We start from the raw sequence: 19339 nt of genomic DNA, 5'->3' as shown, positions 1-19339 counted from the left end.
GTACCGCCGAGTGCCGAGCTCTGCCATGCGCGTCGGCGCGGCCCCTCACGCCGGCAAAGAGCCCGCACGCACTCCGTCGAGGAACAGTGCCAGGGCCTGCTCGCGGACGCCTTGAGCGCTGACGCCGCGGAGGCGGGCGAACGGTGTGCTGAAGCCGGAGACCGCGAAGGTGAAGATCTCGGCAACCACAGAGCGGTCGACGTCGGAACGCAGTTCACCACGCCGCTGCGCGTCGAAGAGGACGTCTTCGACGACAGCGAGGGGCTGGTCTATACAGTCCCGCTGAAATGCCGCGTAGAGCTCTGGGTGGTCCGGCAACTCGAGGGAGCAGCGAGCCACGATGAGCGCTCGGGGGCTGTCCAGGGCCTCGATGCTCGCGTCGTACAGCAAGCGCAGGTCGTCCTGGAGACTGCCGGTACGGGGCGGGCTCAGGTGCACGGCCAGGACGGACAGGCCGGCCAGGATCAGATCGTCACGCTCGGCCCAGCGGGAGTAGAGGGTCCGCTTGGCGACCTTCGCGCGCGTCGCCACGGAGTTGATACGGAATCCGGCGACACCGCATTCGGCCAGCTCATCGACAACAGCCCGGAGAATCCGGTCGTCCGCCCCCGGGTCCCGAGGCCGCCCCGGCTTCGCCGCGACCGGTGACGTGCTCGCCATGTGGCTTCCTTTCAGGTCTGTTTCCGGTCCAGTTTCGCAGGTTCCACGGACTTCGGAATCAGCCGCGGAACCTCCCTGCCGGGCCTCGGGGGCACGCCGTGACCCATTTCACTACCGAAACGGTTTCGTATTTATAAGCATCGCGGGGTAGCGTCCAAGGCGTACGAACAGCTCCATCCGGGTGAGGGATCAGGCATGTCAGCAGCAACCGGGAGTACGACCCAGGGAGATGCACAGCGAGCGCGTCTCGGCCGGATCACTCCGGAGCGCGAGGCAGCCATCTACGCGGCCCTGCTCGATCTACTGCGGGAAGTCGGTTACGAGGCCATGACCATGGACTCCATCGCCGCCCGCACCCGGTGCAGCAAGGCCACCCTCTATCGTCTGTGGACGGGCAAGCCGGAGCTGGTCACGAGGGCACTGCGGCACGCCAAGCCCATCGACCTCTCCGGGATCGACACAGGTTCCCTGCGCGGCGATCTCCATGCGGCCATAGCTCAGACGGACGACGCGCGGATGGCCAAGGACACCGCACTGCTGCGGAGCCTGATCCACGCCGCACACACCGATCTCGACCTGCTTCATGCGCTGCGCGAACTGCTCATCGAACCCGAACTGAGCGGGCTCGACACCCTGCTGCGTCGGGCGGTGGACCGGGGCGAAATCGCGCCGGACTCCCCCGCGTTGGCATTCGTCCCGCACATGGTGATCGGCACCCTGTTCACCCGTCCCCTGATCGATCAACGGCCGGCCGACCGGGCCTTCCTCATCCGTTACACAGACGCCGCGATCCTCCCCACCCTGGGCGTCTGACACCTCCGTACGGCGCCATACGGCATCTCGAAGAACTCTCTCCACACCCCCACCTGACGCGCACCGCTCTCGCCGTCGGGCTGATTCCCCATGTCCTTTTTCGCCACCCGACCTGACCGGGAGTACGCCCCGTGGCCACATTCCTCTACAAACTCGGACGGTTCTCCTTCCGTCGGCGAAGGCTCGTCGCCCTGCTCTGGGTAGCCGTGCTGGCGGCGATCAGTGTCAGTGCCGCCAACGCCAACACCACTGGCAGCAACAGTCTCTCCATCCCCGGCACCGAGGCGCAGAAGGCCTTCGACCTGCTGGACAAACGCTTCCCGGCACTCCACGCGGACGGCGCCCAGGCCAATGTCGTCTTCCGCACCCACGACGGCCAGAAGATCACCGGCGCCAGGAACAAGGCGGCCGTCGAAACGGCCGTCACCGAACTCGGCGACGGCAACAAGCAGGTCGTCACCGTCCTGGACCCGTACAAGGTGGGCGCCGTCAGCAAGGACGGCACCACCGCGTACATCACGGTGCAGTACAAGGTCCAGTTCAGCGAGCTGACCGACGCCTCCAAGGACACCCTCGACACAGTCCTCGACGACGGCCGGCACGCCGGCCTCACCGTCGAAGCGGGCGGTACCGCGATGGCCGAGCTGCCGGAGACCGGCACCGCCGAGATCATCGGTATCGCCGTCGCGGCACTCGTCCTGGTGATCACCTTCGGCTCGCTCGTCTCCGCCGGGCTCCCCCTGCTCACCGCGATCATCGGGGTGGGAATCGGTGTCGGCTCGATCAAGGCGCTCACGGAGGCCCTCAGCCTCTCCAGCACCACCCCGATCCTCGCCTCGATGATCGGCCTCGCCGTCGGCATCGACTACGCCCTGTTCATCGTCTCCCGCTACCGCGGCGAACTCGCCGCCGGCCGCAACCAGGAGGAAGCGGCCGGACGCGCGGTCGGTACGGCCGGATCCGCGGTCGTCTTCGCCGGGCTGACCGTCGTCATCGCACTGGTCGGTCTGGCCGTCGTCGACATCCCGATGCTCACCAAGATGGGCATCGCCGCGGCCTGCACGGTCGCCATCGCGGTCGTCATCGCGCTCACCCTCATCCCCGCCCTCCTCGGCTTCGCCGGAAAGCGAGTCCTCAGCCGCACCGCGCGCGAGAGCGCGGATCAGGAGCATGCCCGGCACGGCAAGCCGAACATGGGTACCCGGTGGGCCCTGTTCGTCATGCGCCGACCGGTCACCATGCTGCTGACCGCCGTCGTCGCCCTCGGCGTGGTCGCCATACCTGTCGCCAGTCTGAAGTTGGGGTTGCCCGGTGACGGCGACCAGCCGACCAGCACCACCCAGCGCAAGGCGTACGACATCCTCGCCAAGAATTTCGTCCCCGGCGTCAACGGGCCCCTGCTCGTCACCATCGACACGGCCCACGGCGGCAACCTGAAGACCGAGACCGCCCGGGTCAGCAAAACGATCACAGGCCTGAAGAACGTCGCGGCCGTCGTGCCGACCGCCTCCGACAAGGCGGGCAGGACCGCCATCCTGACGGTCATCCCGGTCACCGGCCCCGACAGCGGCAAGACGGAGGACCTGCTCGCCGACATCCGCGACCACACTGACGACAAGGTCATGGTCACCGGCTTCACGGCCATGAAGGTCGACGTGTCCCAGAAGCTCGACGACGCCCTCGTTCCCTACCTCGGACTCGTCGTCGGCCTCGCCTTCGTCCTCCTGACCCTCGTCTTCCGTTCCATCCTGGTACCGCTCAAGGCCGCGCTCGGCTTCCTGCTCTCCGTGCTGGCCGCCCTCGGCGCCGTCGTCGCGGTCTTCCAGTGGGGCTGGCTCTCCAGCCTTCTCGGCGTCGAACAGCCCAGCGCCATCATGAGCATGATGCCGATTTTCCTGGTGGGCGTCGTCTTCGGCCTCGCCATGGACTACGAGGTCTTCCTCGTCACCCGCATGCGAGAGGCGTACGTCCACGGCGAGAATCCCCGTCAGGCCATCGTGACGGGCTTCCAGCACGGCGCCCGGGTCGTCACCGCCGCCGCGATCATCATGATCAGCGTCTTCGCCGGGTTCATCGAATCCAATGACGCGATGGTCAAGATGGTCGGCTTCGGCCTCGCCATTGCGGTTCTCTTCGACGCCTTCGTGGTCCGCATGACCATCGTGCCGGCCGTGCTCACTCTGCTCGGCCGCGCCGCCTGGTGGCTGCCGAAGTGGCTCGACAAGGCGCTCCCCAACGTGGACGTCGAGGGCGAGGGCCTGACCAAGCATTTGGCGAAAGAGCAGCAGAAGCCCGACGAGGAACGTGAGCTGACCCGTCTCTGAAGCTCCTTCAGTGCTCCGAGGACGTCTCATCCTGAGGGGACGCCCCCGGCAACCGCACCGGGCCGTGGGGACGGGAGCGGTGCGGTAGGAAGCCCGGCAGTGGTCACACGAGCGGCCGACCACTGCCGGGCGATTCCTCTTTCCACCGGCTCGATCGACACACTCACCATGCGCCGCCGATGCTGCCAAGCGGCCGTTGGTCCCCGGGGCAGGGCTTCGGCGTAGTCGCATGACGTCCGGTTCGTGATCATCCGAGGCCGAGGAGTGCGAGGGGGCAGCGAGGGTCGCGGGCGTTGCGGCGGAGGCCGGTCGCGAAGTTCTTCACTCCGGCCGCGCGGAGGGCTCCGATGGCGAGGTTGCGCCAGGTGGCCATCGCGCGGGGCGCGTTGCCGGTCCGCAGCTGGGAGGCGTCCTCGGCGAAGGTGGTGCCCGTCGCCTTCGGGCGTCGGTCGGCGAGCCAGCGTCCGACCGCCCGGTCCAGCGCGTCGCCGTCGATGCGGGCCAGTAGCCGCCGGACCGTTGTTTCCGCAGGCAGGAACCGCTTCTGGAACAGTGGGTCGAGGCGTGTGCCGAGGCGTTGAAGGATGTGCGGCGGGGCGTCGGCGATCCACTCGCTGACTGCCGGCACAGAGGGCGCCCCCGCCAGAACCGCGCACGCGGTCAACGCGAGCACGGCAACCAGAGCGTGCCGTACGCCGCGTGGGTCTCGCGGGTCGGGCACCTCGGACAGCCGCTTCAGCAGGCACGGGACCTCGTCGGACACGACCTCGGGTTGCTCGCGGAGCTGGTCAAGAGCAGGCGGGAGAAAAATAGGTGATTCCTAGACCAGCCATGTGAGGTCGCGCCGGTAGAGGTGTGCGGTCATGGCCGGTGGTCGGGGCGTTCGTCCCAGCGGTGGGTGCGTCCCCCCTTCAGGGGACCCACCCCTGAGGCAACCCGGACAGCGAGGCGACCGCCCAGGTGTCGGTCAGTGCCCGGTGGTCAGGTCGACGCCGAGCTGGCGCAGGAAGGCGACGTTGTCGTACTGGACCCACTCCGCGGCGAGCTGACCGTTCTCGTAACGGAAGGTGTTGATCAGTTCGAGCCGGATCGGGTGCCCGGTCGGCTCGATCGTGCCGACCAGGGATGCCTTGAAGGCCGCGGTGAAACGCCCCGACATACACGTACGGGACCCGACATAATCGCCCTCGCTGACAATGGTCCGCCGCTCGCACGCGAATCCCTCGAATGCGTCACGCATGGCTGCGAAGAAATCACGGAGCTGTGCGTAAGTCATGTCGCCCAGTGCCCTCCGCGTCGTGCGCGCGGTCGCCGCGCATGGCTCCCTGAGCGGCGCGGCCCGCGCCCTCGGCTACTCCCAGCCCGCCATCTCCCGCCAGGTCGCCGTCGCGGAAAAAGCCGCCGGGCAGCCGCTCTTCGTGCGGGGCGTGCGCGGCGTCAGGACGACACGCGCGGGAAAGTTGATCGCCCGGTTCGCTACCGAGACCCTCGCCGGCCTCGACCGGCTGGACGAACGGCTCGACGAGATCACCCACGGGCCCGAAGTGCGCGTCCGGGTACGGGCCTTCCCCTCCGCGAACGCGGCCCTGCTCCCCTTCGCACTGGCCAGAGCGCTGGAGCAGCAGCCCAGACTGACCTTCGCGCTCACCGCCGCTTCGGACTCGTCGCCGCCGGTCTCGGAATCTGCGTCATCCCGGACATCCTGGCCCCGGTCGTCCCAGAAAAAGTCGCTCTGGTACGCGTGGACGACCCGAACTGGCTCGGACGGCTCATTATCGCGATCACCAGGAATGACGGAAACGAAGCCCACGAAATCATTGTCCGGGCCCTACGGAACTCCCCCGATGATGAAGGATGAAACATCCTCGGAACCCAGGGCCCCGGCGGTCTTTCGATTCGTCCGGTTCGTCTCGCGGCTGGACCTCAGCCGACCTGTGTCCTGACGGGGGTTTCGATGACGCCCCAAGGCTGGGGCCGAGGCAGTGAACTGGACATTTCACGAGAACGTCGGGGCCCTGGTCCCCGGGGTCGAAGACCCTCGCCCCGAGCAAGTCGGTCGCACCAAAGACGAATGCGGCGCTCGACGAACGATACAGACGCCTAATAAGGCATGCGAAAGTCCTGTAGCAGGCAAGGCGGCTGATTAGGTTCAAGAAGATTCGTCTGACCTGGACTTCCCGGCGAAGGTCTTCTTGTGGTCAAGAACCGTCTTCACGCCCTGCACCACCAGCGGAGGGCGGGTGGCAGTCTCGGCGGCGCCAGCACGGGCCGCAATGACATGGCCTCCGGATCGGCAAACATGTCGTCGGCCAGGCCCGATCCGGGCGGCACGCTGGGTAGCAGACCTGCTCGCGGTTGTTATGCAGGCACCGACCGTGATCAAGGTGAGTGCAAGGACCACTCGGCCGTAGCCGCCGAGAGGGGTGGGCGGCCGGGGGGGGGGGCGCCGAGCAGGTCGACGAGGCCACAGGGGCACACGAGGGTCAAGGTGCGACGGATGGTCGAAGTGCCGGGCGCGTTGCCCACCCCGCGCGGGCCGCGGGCAGGTCCGCACGAGCATCCTGCCGGGCGTACCCGCCCACCGGCCGATGGAACGGGCGCCGGCCAGGACTGCGCAGACGGCAGGTGGTGCCTGCCCTGCGCAGGCCTCATTGATCAGCAACGGACCGGGCAAACATCTGTGCCGGAATCCCGTCGATGACGACGGCAGCTCTCTCCTCAGGGACGCCGGCCGCGACCAACACGGCGAAAATCGTCATCGTTCCATCATCCAACCAAGACTCCGAACTGCCTCTTCCCGACAGGGCCATCGTGAACGCCTCAATCCCGGCACTGAGTACGGCAGGCGGTGCGAGAGCATGGAACACTCCGGCCTGTTGCCCCGTTGCAAGGATGGCCGTGCCTTCCTCTCGGATCACAGCCAGAGCTTCAGTGACCCGTTCCCTGTCGAGGCCTCTTCGTTCGAACACAAGCAGCAGTTGGTACGCGCCGCCGAGATCCCAGAGGGAAAGAACGAGGTGCGCGAGTGCTTGCTCAGGCCCCTCGGTGATGCTCGCCCTCTCTTCCACGGCCTTGCACAGGTCATGAGACGCTTCTTCAACGAGCGCTTCCACCAATGACTGTCGCCCTGGAAAATAGGCAAACAGGGTGCGCCGCACCACACCCGCGGCCTGCGCAATCTCCTCAAGTGGGGCGTCCGGGTTCCGGCTCAGTTCACGCCGAGCGGCTGCCAGTATGCGCGCGCGGTTGGAACGCGAATCACGCCGAGGAAGCTTGAGGTCCACTGAATTGTTCACGGTCACTCTCAGGAGATCAATCATTCGGCCGACAACACCAATATTCGCCACGGGGTGCTGGAACGCTGCCCGGTATACAGATGACCAAGCGAGCGATCCACGAGTCCTCGCAGGCAGGGGCGTCCACCCATCGCTATCGACCATCAAGCGTGCAGTGCCGCCATCACGCTCTTCGTATCGCTTATGACGTGCGCGAAGATCGGGCCGTTCAACTCATCAGCAGCCCGTATGAATCCATGCGTGCACGCCGCCGTGTCATCCGCCGCCAGCGGAACATGGAATCTGAGTTCCATCGCGTACCGCGCCGTGGAATCGATACAGATTCTCACTGGTACCCCTATCACATTCAAGTCGAGCTAGGCATACCGCACTCCTTTCGGTAGGGACGCCAGCACGGCACAGTCCGCGTCGAGTCGAGCATGGTGGCGTATACCCCACCGCGCACGCTTCCGATGGCGTTCAATGCTCCGCGCCCGGAACGAGAGCGAGCACCATGCGACCCTGCTCGACCTCCTCGAAGGTCCCCCTGACCCACGACCACGCTGAGGATGCTCGGGTCCCACCAGCCGCCGCACATCAGGCACCTGCGGGTTCCGCGCACGTAGCGACCTTCCGCCTGGCCCACAACGCCGACCGCAAGAGAAATTCGACTACACTCAAAAATGAGTATAGTCTGTATTGGTGGGTGCGACACGCCAGATCGATGCAGCGGAGGAGCCACCCGTGATGACGAACGGCGCGGTGCCGCCAAGTTGGCGCGAGCGGAACAAGCAGGACAAGCGGGCGCGAACCTTCGAGGCAGGCGTGGGGTTGTCAGACGCGCGCGGAGTGGCGGCGGTCACGACCCAGGAGATCGCCGATCGCGCCGTGATGGCATCCGGCACCTTGTTCAGGACGACTGGGAGGCCCAAGCCCGCGAGCACGGGCTCTGGCCACAGCTTCTGGCGATTTGGGGTCCCTCGCCAAGTGCCACCGCAGGCACGTCGAGAACGGGCGTGCCCAGGAAATCGTCTACGGATCGACTACGGAACGTTATGGCGGAAGCGCTGATTGCAGCCGTCCACCGGCTACTGACCACCCGCCTTGAGGGGTGGATGAGCGACAGCCACGGAACCGAAGAGGAATGATGACAACCCACTATGCGGCGGAGCGCACAGCGGTGCTGCTCCTGGACCCCTACAACGATTTCCTTGCCGAGGAGGGCAAACTCTGGCCGGCAGTGGAGCAGGTGGCCGTCGCCACTGGCACCGTCGACCACATGAAGGCGGTCGTCGCCGCGGCCCGCGAAGCGCACGTGAAGGTCTTTTTCGTCCCTCACCATCGCTCCGTGCCCGGCGACTTCGAGCACTGGCAGTTCCCGAACCCGTCGCAGCTGGGTGCGGGCCGCATCCAACTGTTCGCGAAGGACACCTGGGGCGGCAGTTTCCACGACGACTTCCCGGTACGGGACGGTGATGTCGTCATCGCCGAGCACTGGGCGCAGAGCGGCTTCGCGAACACCGACCTCGACCAGCAGCTCAAGCAGCACGGCATCGACCATGTGATCGTCATCGGCCTGCTCGCGAACACCTGCGCCGAATCGACCGGCCGCTTCGCGATGGAGATGGGCTACCACGTCACGCTCGTCACCGACGCAACCGCGGCCTACAGCACCGAGGCGATGCACACCGCACACGTGGTCAACGGCCCCACCTACGCGCACGAGATTCTCACGACTGAGGCCCTCGTCTCCGCTCTCGCCGCATCGCCGACACGTCGGTAATGACTGTTTCCCCGTGCGTCGAGGTAAGGCCGTCCACGCACAGGAAGAAGTCAATCAATTCAATGTGCCTGTACCGGAGGCACGCGGACAGGAGTGAACCATGCGCGACTCCGCGTCGGCGGAAAGAAAGGCCGATGTGTGCCTCTCGGACGTGCACCTGGTCCCGGACATCCTCGGCCACGAGGTCGCCGGCGAGGATGATCTCCTGAGGGACGGCGCCATCAGGCCCGCGCTGCGCGCCGCGTGATCGTTACCCCCGAGCTGTGGCCGTTGCGTGTCGCCAACATCCTGATCAGCCTCGTATGCGGAGATCGTCTTCAGTGGCGGGCCCGACGGCGACACCCTGGACGGTCTCACTCTCGGCGACATCGTCGACGACATCTGCCTCCCGCGGCCCATCAGCAGTGTCGCCCGGCTTGACCATCAGCGGTCGAGCGGCGAGAAGGGCGTGGGTGACGAGGCCGGATGTTGGGCCCAGTGGTTGTCTTCAAAGAATGGAGCTGGAACAAATGAGCGACGTAGAAATCACACACGGATCGCCTTCAGGAATCCTCGTGGAGGCGGAAGCTTTTGAGGACTTCGGCGGTTGGACCCTGGATTCACAGTTCGATATTCAGATGGGCTCGCCTTATCTCCTCGCCCACGGGCTGGGCCAGCCCGTCGAAGATGCTCGAACCGTGGTCGTCATCCCGGAAGCCGGCGAGTACAAGGTCTGGGTACGGGCGAAGGACTGGGTGCCGGCGCATCATCCCGGACGGTTCACACTCTCCGTCAACGGAACAACGCTGGAAACCGAGTTCGGTGCCAACGGACGGGATTGGGCGTGGCAGTCGGCAGGAGTGGTGGAACTTCCTCAAGGCGATACGACCCTGGCACTGCACGACCTCACCGGCTTCGACGGGCGGTGTGATGCGATCTTCCTCAGCCGTGACGACCTGACACCACCCGATGGGGCGGACGGAGCAGCTCGCGCATGGCGAAAGAACCTCCGGGGCTTGCCCGACCAACCGGTCGCTGCAGGGGACTTCGACGTTGTGATCGTCGGAGGCGGCGTGACCGGGGCCGCCGCCGCATTGTCGGCAGCCCGTTTGGGGTGCCGGACAGCGCTCATCCAGGACCGTCCGTACCTGGGAGGCAATGCAAGCCTGGAGATCGGTCTCAGCCCCAGGGGAGAGACGGGACCCCTGATCGACGAACTTTCCGAGCGCTGGGACGACGGGGACCTGCACGCGCTGAAGCTCCTCGATTTGGAGCCGACCGCCGAAGTCTTCCTGGAGCAATGCGTCTTCAACGTCGTCATGGACGGGACGACCATTGTCTCGGTCGACGCCCGTGATGCCCGCAGCGGACTGGAAAGCCGATATAACGCACCCGTCTTCATCGATTGCACAGGGACTGCGATTCTCGGCCTGCTCGCCGGCGCCGAGACGCGTTTCGGCCAGGAAGCGCAGGCGGAGTTCAACGAGAGTCTTGCTCCTGAGCATCAGGACGACATGCACCACGGAAACACGGTGTTCTTCCGCACCCGGATGGCTGACAAGCCCGTTCCCTTCCCGGACGTGCCTTGGGCCTTGGACGTGGCGAAGGACTACGCCAATCTGAGTGGGCAGTTGGCGAAGCCCGGAATCGAGAACGCGCCCGGTCCCATTGCTGGAGCCAGCCGTCAAGCAGCCGATGGCAAGCCGGCGGGGATAATGAAGTTCCCGGCAACCCACTTCTGGGAGTACGGCCAGTGGCTCGATCCCTATACCGAGGGCGAACGCATCCGAGACCATCTCCTCTGCGCGATCTACGGGACCTTCTCCAACGTGAAGCGCCTGGAGCCCGAGACCTACGCCAACCTTGAGCTGGAATGGGTGGCTTACGTTCCCGCCCAGGGAGAATACCGGCGTTACGTCGGCGACTATACCCTCACGGAAACCGACATCCGCACTCACAAAGTCTTCCCCGACGCGGTGGTGCAGAACTCTGGAGCTTTCTGTTTGCACTATCCAGGCGACGAGAAGTACGACTTCCGCCTCAAGGACTGGGTGTGGGACACCAGGGATGAGGAACCGTACTCGGTTCCCTTCCGCTGCCTCTATTCCGCCAACATCCCGAACCTGATGATGGCAGGGAAGCACATCAGCGTCACCCACGTCGCCGGGTCGAACACCAAATTCATGGGCAACGGCGGCCAGCATGGAATAGCCACTGGAGTAGCGGCCTTCCTCTGCAAGAAATACAACACGGAGCCCCGAGGCATCTACGAAACACACCTGCAGGAGCTCCAGAACATCACAAGGGGCGTAACTGGCGAGAGCACCCACGATTGAGGGCGGCGGGCCAGCGAGCTCACAGGGATCCTTGCCGACGGCCGCCGTTACCTCGCGCTTTCACGAGTTGGACTGTCCGGCTGGTGATCGCGTAGGTAGAAAGTGCCTCTGCCCAGCGAGAACGAGGATTGGCAATGCGCCTGCATGGCGGCCCGGCATCGCGATCTACATGACCTTCCCCCCGTACCGCCGACAGATCGCTACAAGGATGTGTCGGCGGTACAACCTCGTGCGCAGACCACGCAGGGGAAGTCGCGGGGAATCAATGCATGCCGAGATCAGGCCGGATCGACGAAAACGCCGAGCGCGAGTTCGCCCTTGAGGCCGGCCGAGCTGTAGACGGACAGGTCGGTAACGCCTTCTGCTGCCGAGACCTCGTCGTCGATGAGCAGGTTGGCGGTGCACTTCCGCGCGTAATGCGTGACGACGGCGTACGCGGAGTCGGCCATGATCCACGGACCGCGCGACGCCGCCGACCACGTGCGTACCGGCGGCTGCCTCGATCAGGGTTCGCGGCCACAACGAGCAGGCGGCGATACCGTCCCCGGCAAGTTCCTCCGCGAGCCCGATAGTGCGAGGTTCATGCCGTACCTCGACAGCGTGCAACTGCTTCCCCACCCAGTACGGCGTGAGGCTCAGCGGAGGGGAGAGCGTGAGGTGTGCGGGGTTGCTCGACTCGCACAGATGCAGGATCGCCGTCCTCGCCGACCTGAGCACCACACAACGGCAGTCGCTTCATGCCCTATTGGCCAGCGGCCACTGTCCGCCCAGTCTGCTCTGTCGTGCGCGACATCCCGTCCGAGCTGTATTGATCACGCCGCCACCACGCGTAACCGCGTCGTCGCCTCGGACGACCAGCAGCGCGCCGTCAACACCACCGACACCCGGCGGGACCAGGAGTTCGCCACGTCGTCATCATCGCGACCACGGGCGGGCGGTGGCCTGCAGCCTCGCCCTGGGCGTGCTGCGCACCGCGTCCGACCATTGCCTGGACGGGCAGGCGCGGGCGATGCTGTCCTTCATCGTCGCCATCTCGGAATGTGACGCCAGCTGAACCACCTGAGACAGGTTCAGTCAGCGGCGCTTCCCGGCGGGCGACCGTCCTACGCTCCCGGCGGCGCTTCGGCTTCCGGCACGACGGGAAGAAGCGCGGCAGCCCCGGCCCGCAGGAACGCCATGGCCCCGTCGATGTCGGTGTGCTCGGGGTCGTGGCACAGCTCGGCGATGATCGCCGCCGCGGCGGCGGCCACCATGCGCGGACCGAAGGCATCGGGGGCGCTGCCGCTTTCCTCGGCGAGCAGACGAGCGCCTTCCTGTACGACTTCCGCCAGGCGGCCGTTACCGACCGCCCTCAGCTGCGGATTCAGCTCAAACATGCGCTCGGACAAATCATCGAGGTCGCTCCGGTTAGCGATCTCCTCGCGCAGCCAGTCCTCAAGCGCGTCGAGTGTCAGCCAGTCCTCCCGCCGCTCGCGCAGCGCCGTTCCCAGGCGGTCCGCGAGCGCGTCGGAACGGGCCAGCGCCAGTTCCAGCTTGGACGGGAAGTACAGCGTGACCGTACGCGGCGAGACTTCCGCCGCCTCGGCGATGTCGGCGATCGTCGTCGCCTCGAACCCTCGCTCGGTAAAAAGCCGGTACGCGGACTGGAGGATCGCTTCCGTGCGCCGCGCCTTGCTTCGCTCCCGAAGGCCGTCCCGTGGCCCGTCAGTCACCATACCCAAATATTACCATGCAGAGTTAATTTACATTAAACTGCAATTGTGCCTTAAGTTGCAGCCAGTTGTGGCTCTCTCATGGGGGTCCACCGCAACCGGAGGGATCCACAGGCATCGGAAGATGAAGGTAGGGCGGACGAGGCGTATCGCCGCTACGCATGGGGCGGCTACAGAGTGAGCTCTGCTTCCTGGCCACCAGAAGTGCGCAACAGCGTGACTACGTCAACAGCGGTCGTGCGACGCGCCTTTAAGAAAGGCGGGTCTGTCGTAGCGGTGGGCACGAGTGCCTCCTCCGAACCGGGTTCGCTGCTGACCGGCTGAGACGGAGATAGGCGGTCAAGACTGTGAGGATGCTGAAGCGAAAACCCCCATAGGGACACGTCCGTTCGCTGAGTACTGGCACGTCCCGCTTGCACCACGGCTGACAAATCAATTCTCGGGACACCAGACCGGCGCGGCCGTGAGGATTCGCCCGGCCGGTAGCAGCACATCGCGGCGATCGACCAGCGGAGCCCCCACTACGCGGCTCCCGCCCGGGCCACCGCCACCGACCTGGCGGGGTTGGCCGCCCACGTACATCTCCGTCATGGAGTTCGACCCCCTGCGCGACTACGCCGACGGCGGCGGCGAACTCCACTTTTCCCCGCACCTTTCACGGATCCGGCGTGATCGGTTCGCCGAGGTCTCCCAACGCGAGCAGACGGAAGAGTGGCATGGTTCCGGAGGGGATCGACGGTGCTTGGAAGGGGAGTTCGTTCGGTGCCCCGAATCGGCGCACATCGCGACTGCGGGGTGTGGTGCGCGGGTTGCCTTGGACGGCTCTGCTGTCCGTCGACAGCTGCAACAGCTGCCGACAACAGGTTGTCGCTGCTACCCATGCTCAAGGGACCGTAGGTGCTGAAGCCCTTTAGACACCAGGAACGGTACTGCCTCGCCCGCCCCTTCGTAGCCGTCGCTCACTGTCTGACCACCGATGTATCGGGCGTGGACGCCTTCGAAAATCACGGCGAGCTTCATCGCGCTGAAGGCCAGATAGAACGGCAGGAGGCTCAGGTCTCGGCCGGTCAACGTCGCATATTTTTCCGCCACTTGGCGGCTGCTGGGAAAGCCCTCCTGCGTGGTGACGCCCACTGCGACGGGCACCAGTGCCCGATCCGAGTCGTCCCGGTCGTGCCAGTACGTCAGCGTCATGGCGAGATCGGCCAACGGGTCTCCCAACGTGGAGAGTTCCCAGTCGAGAACGCCGGCGATCCGCGGCGGACCGCCCAGGTCGACGATGGTGTTGTCGAGGCGGTAGTCGCCGTGCACGATCGAGGCGTCGGAACTCTCCGGCACATGGTCGGAGAGCCGTCTCAGAAGTACGTCCATGTCCGGGAGCCTGCGTGTGTGCGAACGGCGCCACTGCTCGCCCCACCGGGAGACCTGGCGTGCGCAGTAGCCCTGTGGCCGTCCGAAGTCCGCCAGGCCGACGCTCGCAGGATCGATGCTGTGCAGGTCCGCGAGGGCGTTCACCAGACCGTCGGCCAGCGCCGAGCGCGCCTCGGGGCTGAGCCCGGCGGTATCCTCCGCCGTGCGTATGACCGCCCCGGGCACCTCGGCCATGACGTAGAAGGGACAGCCGAGGACATCGGGGTCCGTGCAGAGCGCAAGCGTCCGTGGCACGGGCACATCGGTCCCCGCGAGCGCGGTCTGGACGCGGTACTCACGCCTCATGTCGTGCGCGCTGGGGAGCACTTCACCGAGCGGCGGCCGCCGGAGGATGACGGTTGCGCGCGGGAGGCGCAGCCGGTAGGTGATGTTCGACAATCCGCCGGAGATCAGCTCAGCCTGCCAAGGACCGTCGTCCAGCAGATCCGGCAGTGTTTCCCGAAGCCACTTCTCGATGTCCGCGGCCGGCAGGCCGGGCAGATCGGTGCTCATGACCGGACCCCGCTTCCGTGTGCGGCGGTACCGGCACGACGGGCGGCCCGCTTGGCGATCGACATACGGTGCGCCTCCGAGGCTCCGTCGTAGATACGGAACGCGCGGATGTCGGCGTAGATACGGCCGATGACCAGGTCCTCGCTGGTACCCAGACCGCCGGCGAGCTGTACCGAGCGGTCGACGACGCGGCCGACGGCCTCGCTGATGAACACCTTTGCGCGGGACGACGATTCGGTGCCCTTGCCGCCCTCGGCCACCTCCCAGCAGGCCTGCCACAGCATGGCCCGGGCCGCGACCAGGTCGATCTCGTTGTCGGCGATCATCTGCTGCGCCATCCCGAGGCCGGCGAGCCGCTGCCCGAACAACTCCCGGTCGACCGCACGCGAAAGAGCGATCTCGTGTGCGCGTCGGGCGGCACCGAGCCACCGCATGCAGTGGGTGAGCCGAGCGGGAGCCAGCCTGACCTGCACATACCGGAAGCCCAGCCCAGCCTCGCCGAGCACGGCGTCGTCCGGCACGAACACGTCCTCGAACAGCACCCGGCAGTGTCCGCCGACCATGGTCGAGTCGATGGTGCGGGCGTGCTCCTTCACCGCGAAACCGGGAGTGTCTGTGTCGACCAGCAGCATGGTGGCCCCGCTGTTCTCGCCGTCACGCGCCATCACGATCGTGAACGCGGCGCCCTCGGCTCCCGTGATCAGGTGCTTCTCACCCGAGATGCTCCAGCCACCGGCGACCTTGGTCGCCAGGGTGCGTACGGCTGACGGGTCGGAGCCCGCTCCGGGCGGCGGCTCGGTCATCGCGAAGCAGGAGCGGATGTCGCCGTTGACCAGCGGCACGAGGTACTTCTCCCGCTGAGCGGGCGTGGCCACCACATTGAGCAGGTGGATGTTGCCCTCGTCCGGGGCCGCGCAGTTCAGGGCCAGCGGTCCGAGAAGGCTCGTACCGGCCTCCTCCAGGAGGACGGCCGCCTCGTCGAAGCGGAAGCCGCCTCCGCCGAGGTCGGCCGGTGCCTGTGGCGCCCAGAGCCCGGCGGCCTTCGCGGCCTGCTGCAACTCGGTGCGCAGATCGTCGCTCAGGCCGTTCGCGAATGCCTCCTGCTCGCGAGGGACGACCACCTCCGTCACGAACTCGGCGATCCTGTCGCGCCACTCCACGACTCTGGGTGCAAGAGAGAAATCGAAGGACATCTACGGTGACTCCGTCCGGCTCGTCATGTCGTTGTGCGGGCCGAATCCGACCCTGGTTCCCCCGGCGGTGGTCATGCGCGCCACAGTGTTTCTCCAGGTCTGGTGACCACAATGTTGGGCACTGCGGCGTATCGCGACAGTCGACACAGTGTCACGGTGAGTTCCGCGATGTCCGAGACCTGGATCATCGTGGCGGGGTCGACGCGTTCGTGTACCCAGGCCGCCATGTCGGTGTCGACGTACCCGGGTGACAGCGCCGTCGCGCTCACGCCCCGGGTGCCCTCGGCGTTCGTGATCGATTCACAGAGGGAGATCAGGGCCGCCTTGGTGGCGCCGTACGCCGCCAGGCCCGGCTCGCTCACGACTCCCGTGATCGAGGCGATGGCGATGATCTTCGCCCCCGGTCCGGACGGCGCGGACCCAGCCGTGCGGAGCGCGGGCAGGAGTCGCTGGGTGAGCTGGAAGGTGCTCCTGAGGTTCACCGCCATCATGGTGTCGAGCTTGTTGAGGGGGTAGGTGGCCAGCTCGCCGCCTATTCCCATGCCGGCGGCGAGCACCAAGACGTCGATGCCGCCGTGCAGTTGGAGATGCGTGTCGGCCAGGGCCCCGACCTGCTCCGGGTCCGCCAGGTCCGCGGACACGGCCTCCACCCGGCCCCCATGGGCGCGCAGCTGATCGGCGGTGTCCTTGAGGGGCCCCTCAGCGCGAGCGGACAGGGTGAGATCGAATCCCTCTTTCGCGAGCCGCTCCGCGATGGCTCTTCCGATTCCGCGAGATGCGCCGGTGACGAGCGCGGTACGTCGGACTGTCATGCCACTCCTTAGAAGCTAATGACCGTTAGCTTGATCCTGATCTTTTGATCAGAAAGTTGTCAAGGGACCGAGTGATAGCTCACGTAGTCGGAGCTAACGATCAGTAGCAGGTATCCTCACCTCATGACTGAGGTGCTTCATGACGAAGACGGGGAGCGTTGGGCGGGACAAGATGCCGACAGGCCGCAGAAGCAGCAGACCGTCGATGCGCGGACGATCTCCGCGGCGGCGCTGAGACTGTTCGCCGAACGGGGCTACCGTGCGACGACGATGTCCGACATCGGTGCGGCGATCGGCATCCGTGGTCCAAGCCTGTACCGCCATGTGAGCTCGAAGCAGGTGCTGCTCGGGGAGATCATGGTCGAGACGATGCGGGCGCTGATCGCCGACCAGCAGGCGGCGCTCGACGCCGGCGGCGACGTGTCCCTGCAGCTGCGGCGGATCGTCGAGGCGCATGTTCGCTATCACGCGGCACATCGCGAGCAGGCGTTCGTCGGTAACCGTGAGATCGGGAACCTGGAGCAGCCCTACCGCGACCAGGTGCTGCGGCTGCGGCACACCTATGAGCAGGGACTGCGTACCGTCATTGAACGGGGATGCGCCGAAGGCGACTTCACCGTCGCGGAACCCCGGCTCGCCTCGTACGCGATTCTCGACATGGGTATGGGGGTCTCGGCATGGTTCCGCCCGGACGGACCGCATGGCGCCGAGCAGATTGCGTACACCTACGCCGACCACGCGATCCGCATGCTCACCGGCCGGCCGCCGGGCGATGCGACGTCCGCCGACGCATGACGGTGCGTGTGCCGCTGTCGTCGGCACACACACCGTCCTTGTCTACGCTTACTTGTCGGCCGATGCGGGCGTACGCCTTACGGCGCGGCCCGCTCGCCAACACCGCCTTCGCTCTCGCCAACACCGCCTTCACTGACGACGGCCACCTCGAACGCACCCTCCGCCGGGGTCTGGGTCACATTCAGCTCCGCCCCGACCTGATCGACTTTCGTCGGGTCTTCGGGAGCCCACCAGCCCGACACCAGGACCCGCCGACTGCGTGAGGTGTCAAGGTGCGGTCGGACGCTAGTCGCACTGCGGAGATTCGGGCTTCTGCCTCCCCGCTGCGCGCGGCGCTACTGCGGGCTGCCAGGCAGCCGACCCGGCTGACCACTCCCTCGACGCGTTCATGGTCGATGGCCTCGCCGATGAGGGCCGGCCGTGTCGCTTCGCTCTCAACAAGATCCGCGCGCAGACCGTGCGGGCCGGCATCGATCGTCAGTTCGCGATGCCTTAGCATGGTCGCTCCAACGCATCTAGGGCGAGCGCCTGCCTGGGTTCTGACGACCCCCTGCGGCGACAGTGGCTGGTGTGGTTTCAGTTCGACCTTGTTCTCGTCGGGATCGCTGTCAACGACTCGATCAGGTCCAGCTTCCTCAGCGATGGCGTCCCAAAGAGCGTTTGCAGTTGGCGGGCATCCCTGAACCGCTTTTCTTGGCCGTAGTCCTTCATGTAGCCATAACCGCCGAGAACCTGAACTCCGTCGTTGACCACTTCGCAGGCGAGCTCATGTGCAAACAGTGCAGCCGCCTTCGCCTGGGGCGATACATCGTTGCCTGAGTCGAAGAGCTCGCAGGCCAGACCAATGCTGAGTTCTATGGTTGCGCTGCGAGTGAGCATCCCCGCGAGAAGCGACCTGACCTCGCTCCAGTCGATGATCGGGCGACCACCCTGATGTCGGTCGCTCGCGTAGGCGAGCGCTGTGTCCAGGCATGCTTTCGTGAGGCCGCCGGCGATCGCTGCGGAGGCAATCTCCAGTGGTGCGACCGCGCTCCGGAAGTACGCTGCGCCGGCTCCTGGCGTGCCTACGAGGACAGCGTTGGCTCCCGCGAGCTGGATGTCGGAGACCTGCAGCGAGTGAAGGCCATGCGTCAGCACCTGTGCGCGCGTCACCGCCTCCATGTCGAGGTCGACCAGGAAGAGGGAGTAGTCGTCTTCGTCGAGGATCCGTGCGGGGATAAGGGCCTGGTTGGCCCATGATCCCAAGGCGAGGCTCTCCAGCTCGCCGTTGAGCCTCCACTGGCCGTCTGTGACCGTGGCCATGGGGAGGATCTCGGTGTCGCTGGGATCGTTGAACGCGGGAAAAGCCAAGGCGTGTTCGCGTGCGCTGGTGGCCGTCTCGACCATGGCAGAGAGTCGACGCTCCTCTCCGGCGGCGAGCAGCAGGCGTTGGGAGAGCTCGTTCACCAAGACGAAGGAAGCCGATGAGGCGTCCACTTCAGCGAGGGTGCTCACAACGGTGCACAGCGCTCGCAGACCTTGTCCCAGCCCGCCACATGCCTCGGGAAGCATGACTCCTAGCATTCCGAGCTGGTAGATGCCCTGCCACGGATCGGCCCCTGCATCGTGGTCGTTGAACGGGGTTCGATCCAAGGCCAGGACGTGAGGCGCTACCTGCTCGGTGGCGAACTCTCGAACCACGTCAGCGAATTGACGGAGCTCATCGGAAGCGGGTGCCTGCATGATGGTTGTGTC

At 66.1% G+C, this 19339-nt stretch carries 16 protein-coding genes and 1 pseudogene; 7 read left to right on the top strand and 10 right to left on the bottom strand.

Features of this window, described 5'->3' with window-relative positions; translation table 11 throughout:
- Window positions 1–45 precede the first annotated feature (45 nt).
- A complete protein-coding gene (locus tag ACWD4O_RS44075) occupies window positions 46–660 on the bottom strand; it encodes a TetR-like C-terminal domain-containing protein (protein ID WP_451288682.1) in 615 nt (204 codons plus the stop codon).
- Between the two features lie 195 nt (window positions 661–855).
- Here ACWD4O_RS44075 and ACWD4O_RS44070 point away from each other — a divergent pair, with 195 nt between their 5' ends.
- Entirely contained in the window at window positions 856–1473 is a 618-nt protein-coding gene (locus ACWD4O_RS44070; protein ID WP_451288681.1) for a TetR/AcrR family transcriptional regulator, read from the top strand.
- A gap of 131 nt (window positions 1474–1604) precedes the next feature.
- Window positions 1605–3797: an MMPL family transporter gene (locus tag ACWD4O_RS44065; protein ID WP_451288679.1), complete on the top strand. Its 2193-nt coding sequence runs from the start codon at window positions 1605–1607 to the stop codon at window positions 3795–3797.
- A 466-nt stretch (window positions 3798–4263) separates the two neighbouring features.
- Here ACWD4O_RS44065 and ACWD4O_RS44060 read toward each other — a convergent pair.
- Window positions 4264–4560, bottom strand: a pseudogene (locus ACWD4O_RS44060) (transposase family protein); the annotation flags it as partial.
- Window positions 4561–4764: 204 nt separating this feature from the next.
- Window positions 4765–5073, bottom strand: coding sequence for an ester cyclase (locus ACWD4O_RS44055; RefSeq protein ID WP_451288678.1), 309 nt, complete (start codon window positions 5071–5073; stop codon window positions 4765–4767).
- Here ACWD4O_RS44055 and ACWD4O_RS44050 point away from each other — a divergent pair.
- Window positions 5072–5740: a LysR family transcriptional regulator gene (locus tag ACWD4O_RS44050; RefSeq protein WP_451288677.1), complete on the top strand. Its 669-nt coding sequence runs from the start codon at window positions 5072–5074 to the stop codon at window positions 5738–5740. The genes ACWD4O_RS44055 and ACWD4O_RS44050 overlap by 2 nt on opposite strands.
- A 705-nt stretch (window positions 5741–6445) precedes the next feature.
- On the opposite strand, the gene ACWD4O_RS44045 is transcribed toward ACWD4O_RS44050, so the two are convergent.
- Entirely contained in the window at window positions 6446–7117 is a 672-nt protein-coding gene (locus tag ACWD4O_RS44045; RefSeq protein ID WP_451288676.1) for a TetR/AcrR family transcriptional regulator, read from the bottom strand.
- A gap of 1099 nt (window positions 7118–8216) precedes the next feature.
- Here ACWD4O_RS44045 and ACWD4O_RS44040 point away from each other — a divergent pair.
- From ACWD4O_RS44040 to ACWD4O_RS44030, 3 genes are all read left to right on the top strand, one after another.
- On the top strand, window positions 8217–8855 hold the full coding sequence (locus tag ACWD4O_RS44040) for an isochorismatase family cysteine hydrolase (RefSeq protein WP_451288675.1): 639 nt from the start codon (window positions 8217–8219) through the stop codon (window positions 8853–8855).
- Between the two features lie 100 nt (window positions 8856–8955).
- Window positions 8956–9102 carry a hypothetical protein gene (locus tag ACWD4O_RS44035; protein WP_451288673.1) on the top strand — a complete coding sequence of 49 codons (147 nt, stop codon included), beginning with the start codon at window positions 8956–8958 and terminating at the stop codon, window positions 9100–9102.
- 262 nt (window positions 9103–9364) lie between these two features.
- Window positions 9365–11170, top strand: a complete 1806-nt coding sequence (locus ACWD4O_RS44030; protein ID WP_451288672.1) for an FAD-dependent oxidoreductase — start codon at window positions 9365–9367, stop codon at window positions 11168–11170.
- 278 nt (window positions 11171–11448) lie between these two features.
- On the opposite strand, the gene ACWD4O_RS44025 is transcribed toward ACWD4O_RS44030, so the two are convergent.
- From ACWD4O_RS44025 to ACWD4O_RS44005, 5 genes are all read right to left on the bottom strand, one after another.
- Window positions 11449–11619, bottom strand: coding sequence for a hypothetical protein (locus ACWD4O_RS44025; RefSeq protein WP_451288671.1), 171 nt, complete (start codon window positions 11617–11619; stop codon window positions 11449–11451).
- Between the two features lie 654 nt (window positions 11620–12273).
- The gene (locus ACWD4O_RS44020; protein WP_451288670.1) at window positions 12274–12885 is read right to left on the bottom strand and encodes a TetR/AcrR family transcriptional regulator; all 612 of its coding nucleotides are present in this window, start codon (window positions 12883–12885) and stop codon (window positions 12274–12276) included.
- A gap of 870 nt (window positions 12886–13755) precedes the next feature.
- Window positions 13756–14805: a phosphotransferase family protein gene (locus tag ACWD4O_RS44015; protein WP_451288669.1), complete on the bottom strand. Its 1050-nt coding sequence runs from the start codon at window positions 14803–14805 to the stop codon at window positions 13756–13758.
- Window positions 14802–15998: an acyl-CoA dehydrogenase family protein gene (locus ACWD4O_RS44010; protein WP_451288668.1), complete on the bottom strand. Its 1197-nt coding sequence runs from the start codon at window positions 15996–15998 to the stop codon at window positions 14802–14804. The genes ACWD4O_RS44015 and ACWD4O_RS44010 overlap by 4 nt, the downstream gene beginning before the upstream one ends.
- Window positions 15999–16069: 71 nt before the next feature.
- Window positions 16070–16810, bottom strand: coding sequence for an SDR family NAD(P)-dependent oxidoreductase (locus ACWD4O_RS44005; RefSeq protein WP_451288667.1), 741 nt, complete (start codon window positions 16808–16810; stop codon window positions 16070–16072).
- 123 nt (window positions 16811–16933) lie between these two features.
- Here ACWD4O_RS44005 and ACWD4O_RS44000 point away from each other — a divergent pair, with 123 nt between their 5' ends.
- The gene (locus ACWD4O_RS44000; RefSeq protein ID WP_451288665.1) at window positions 16934–17605 is read left to right on the top strand and encodes a TetR/AcrR family transcriptional regulator; all 672 of its coding nucleotides are present in this window, start codon (window positions 16934–16936) and stop codon (window positions 17603–17605) included.
- 576 nt (window positions 17606–18181) lie between these two features.
- On the opposite strand, the gene ACWD4O_RS43995 is transcribed toward ACWD4O_RS44000, so the two are convergent.
- On the bottom strand, window positions 18182–19327 hold the full coding sequence (locus tag ACWD4O_RS43995) for an acyl-CoA dehydrogenase family protein (RefSeq protein ID WP_451288664.1): 1146 nt from the start codon (window positions 19325–19327) through the stop codon (window positions 18182–18184).
- Between the last annotated feature and the right edge of the window lie 12 nt (window positions 19328–19339).

This window comes from Streptomyces sp. NPDC002623, from assembly GCF_053592635.1.
This window is presented reverse-complemented; position numbering and strand designations above follow the sequence as displayed.

Excerpts from the sequence above, each read along its gene's own strand:
- ACWD4O_RS44075 (WP_451288682.1), bottom strand. The coding sequence starts at position 660 with ATGGCGAGCACGTCACCGGTCGCGGCGAAGCCGGGGCGGCCTCGGGAC.
- ACWD4O_RS44070 (WP_451288681.1), top strand. The coding sequence starts at position 856 with ATGTCAGCAGCAACCGGGAGTACGACCCAGGGAGATGCACAGCGAGCG.
- ACWD4O_RS44050 (WP_451288677.1), top strand. The coding sequence starts at position 5,072 with ATGTCGCCCAGTGCCCTCCGCGTCGTGCGCGCGGTCGCCGCGCATGGC.
- ACWD4O_RS44055 (WP_451288678.1), bottom strand. The coding sequence starts at position 5,073 with ATGACTTACGCACAGCTCCGTGATTTCTTCGCAGCCATGCGTGACGCA.
- ACWD4O_RS44045 (WP_451288676.1), bottom strand. The coding sequence starts at position 7,117 with ATGATTGATCTCCTGAGAGTGACCGTGAACAATTCAGTGGACCTCAAG.
- ACWD4O_RS44040 (WP_451288675.1), top strand. The coding sequence starts at position 8,217 with ATGATGACAACCCACTATGCGGCGGAGCGCACAGCGGTGCTGCTCCTG.
- ACWD4O_RS44035 (WP_451288673.1), top strand. The coding sequence starts at position 8,956 with ATGCGCGACTCCGCGTCGGCGGAAAGAAAGGCCGATGTGTGCCTCTCG.
- ACWD4O_RS44030 (WP_451288672.1), top strand. The coding sequence starts at position 9,365 with ATGAGCGACGTAGAAATCACACACGGATCGCCTTCAGGAATCCTCGTG.
- ACWD4O_RS44025 (WP_451288671.1), bottom strand. The coding sequence starts at position 11,619 with ATGGCCGACTCCGCGTACGCCGTCGTCACGCATTACGCGCGGAAGTGC.
- ACWD4O_RS44020 (WP_451288670.1), bottom strand. The coding sequence starts at position 12,885 with ATGGTGACTGACGGGCCACGGGACGGCCTTCGGGAGCGAAGCAAGGCG.
- ACWD4O_RS44015 (WP_451288669.1), bottom strand. The coding sequence starts at position 14,805 with ATGAGCACCGATCTGCCCGGCCTGCCGGCCGCGGACATCGAGAAGTGG.
- ACWD4O_RS44010 (WP_451288668.1), bottom strand. The coding sequence starts at position 15,998 with ATGTCCTTCGATTTCTCTCTTGCACCCAGAGTCGTGGAGTGGCGCGAC.
- ACWD4O_RS44005 (WP_451288667.1), bottom strand. The coding sequence starts at position 16,810 with ATGACAGTCCGACGTACCGCGCTCGTCACCGGCGCATCTCGCGGAATC.
- ACWD4O_RS44000 (WP_451288665.1), top strand. The coding sequence starts at position 16,934 with ATGACTGAGGTGCTTCATGACGAAGACGGGGAGCGTTGGGCGGGACAA.
- ACWD4O_RS43995 (WP_451288664.1), bottom strand. The coding sequence starts at position 19,327 with ATGCAGGCACCCGCTTCCGATGAGCTCCGTCAATTCGCTGACGTGGTT.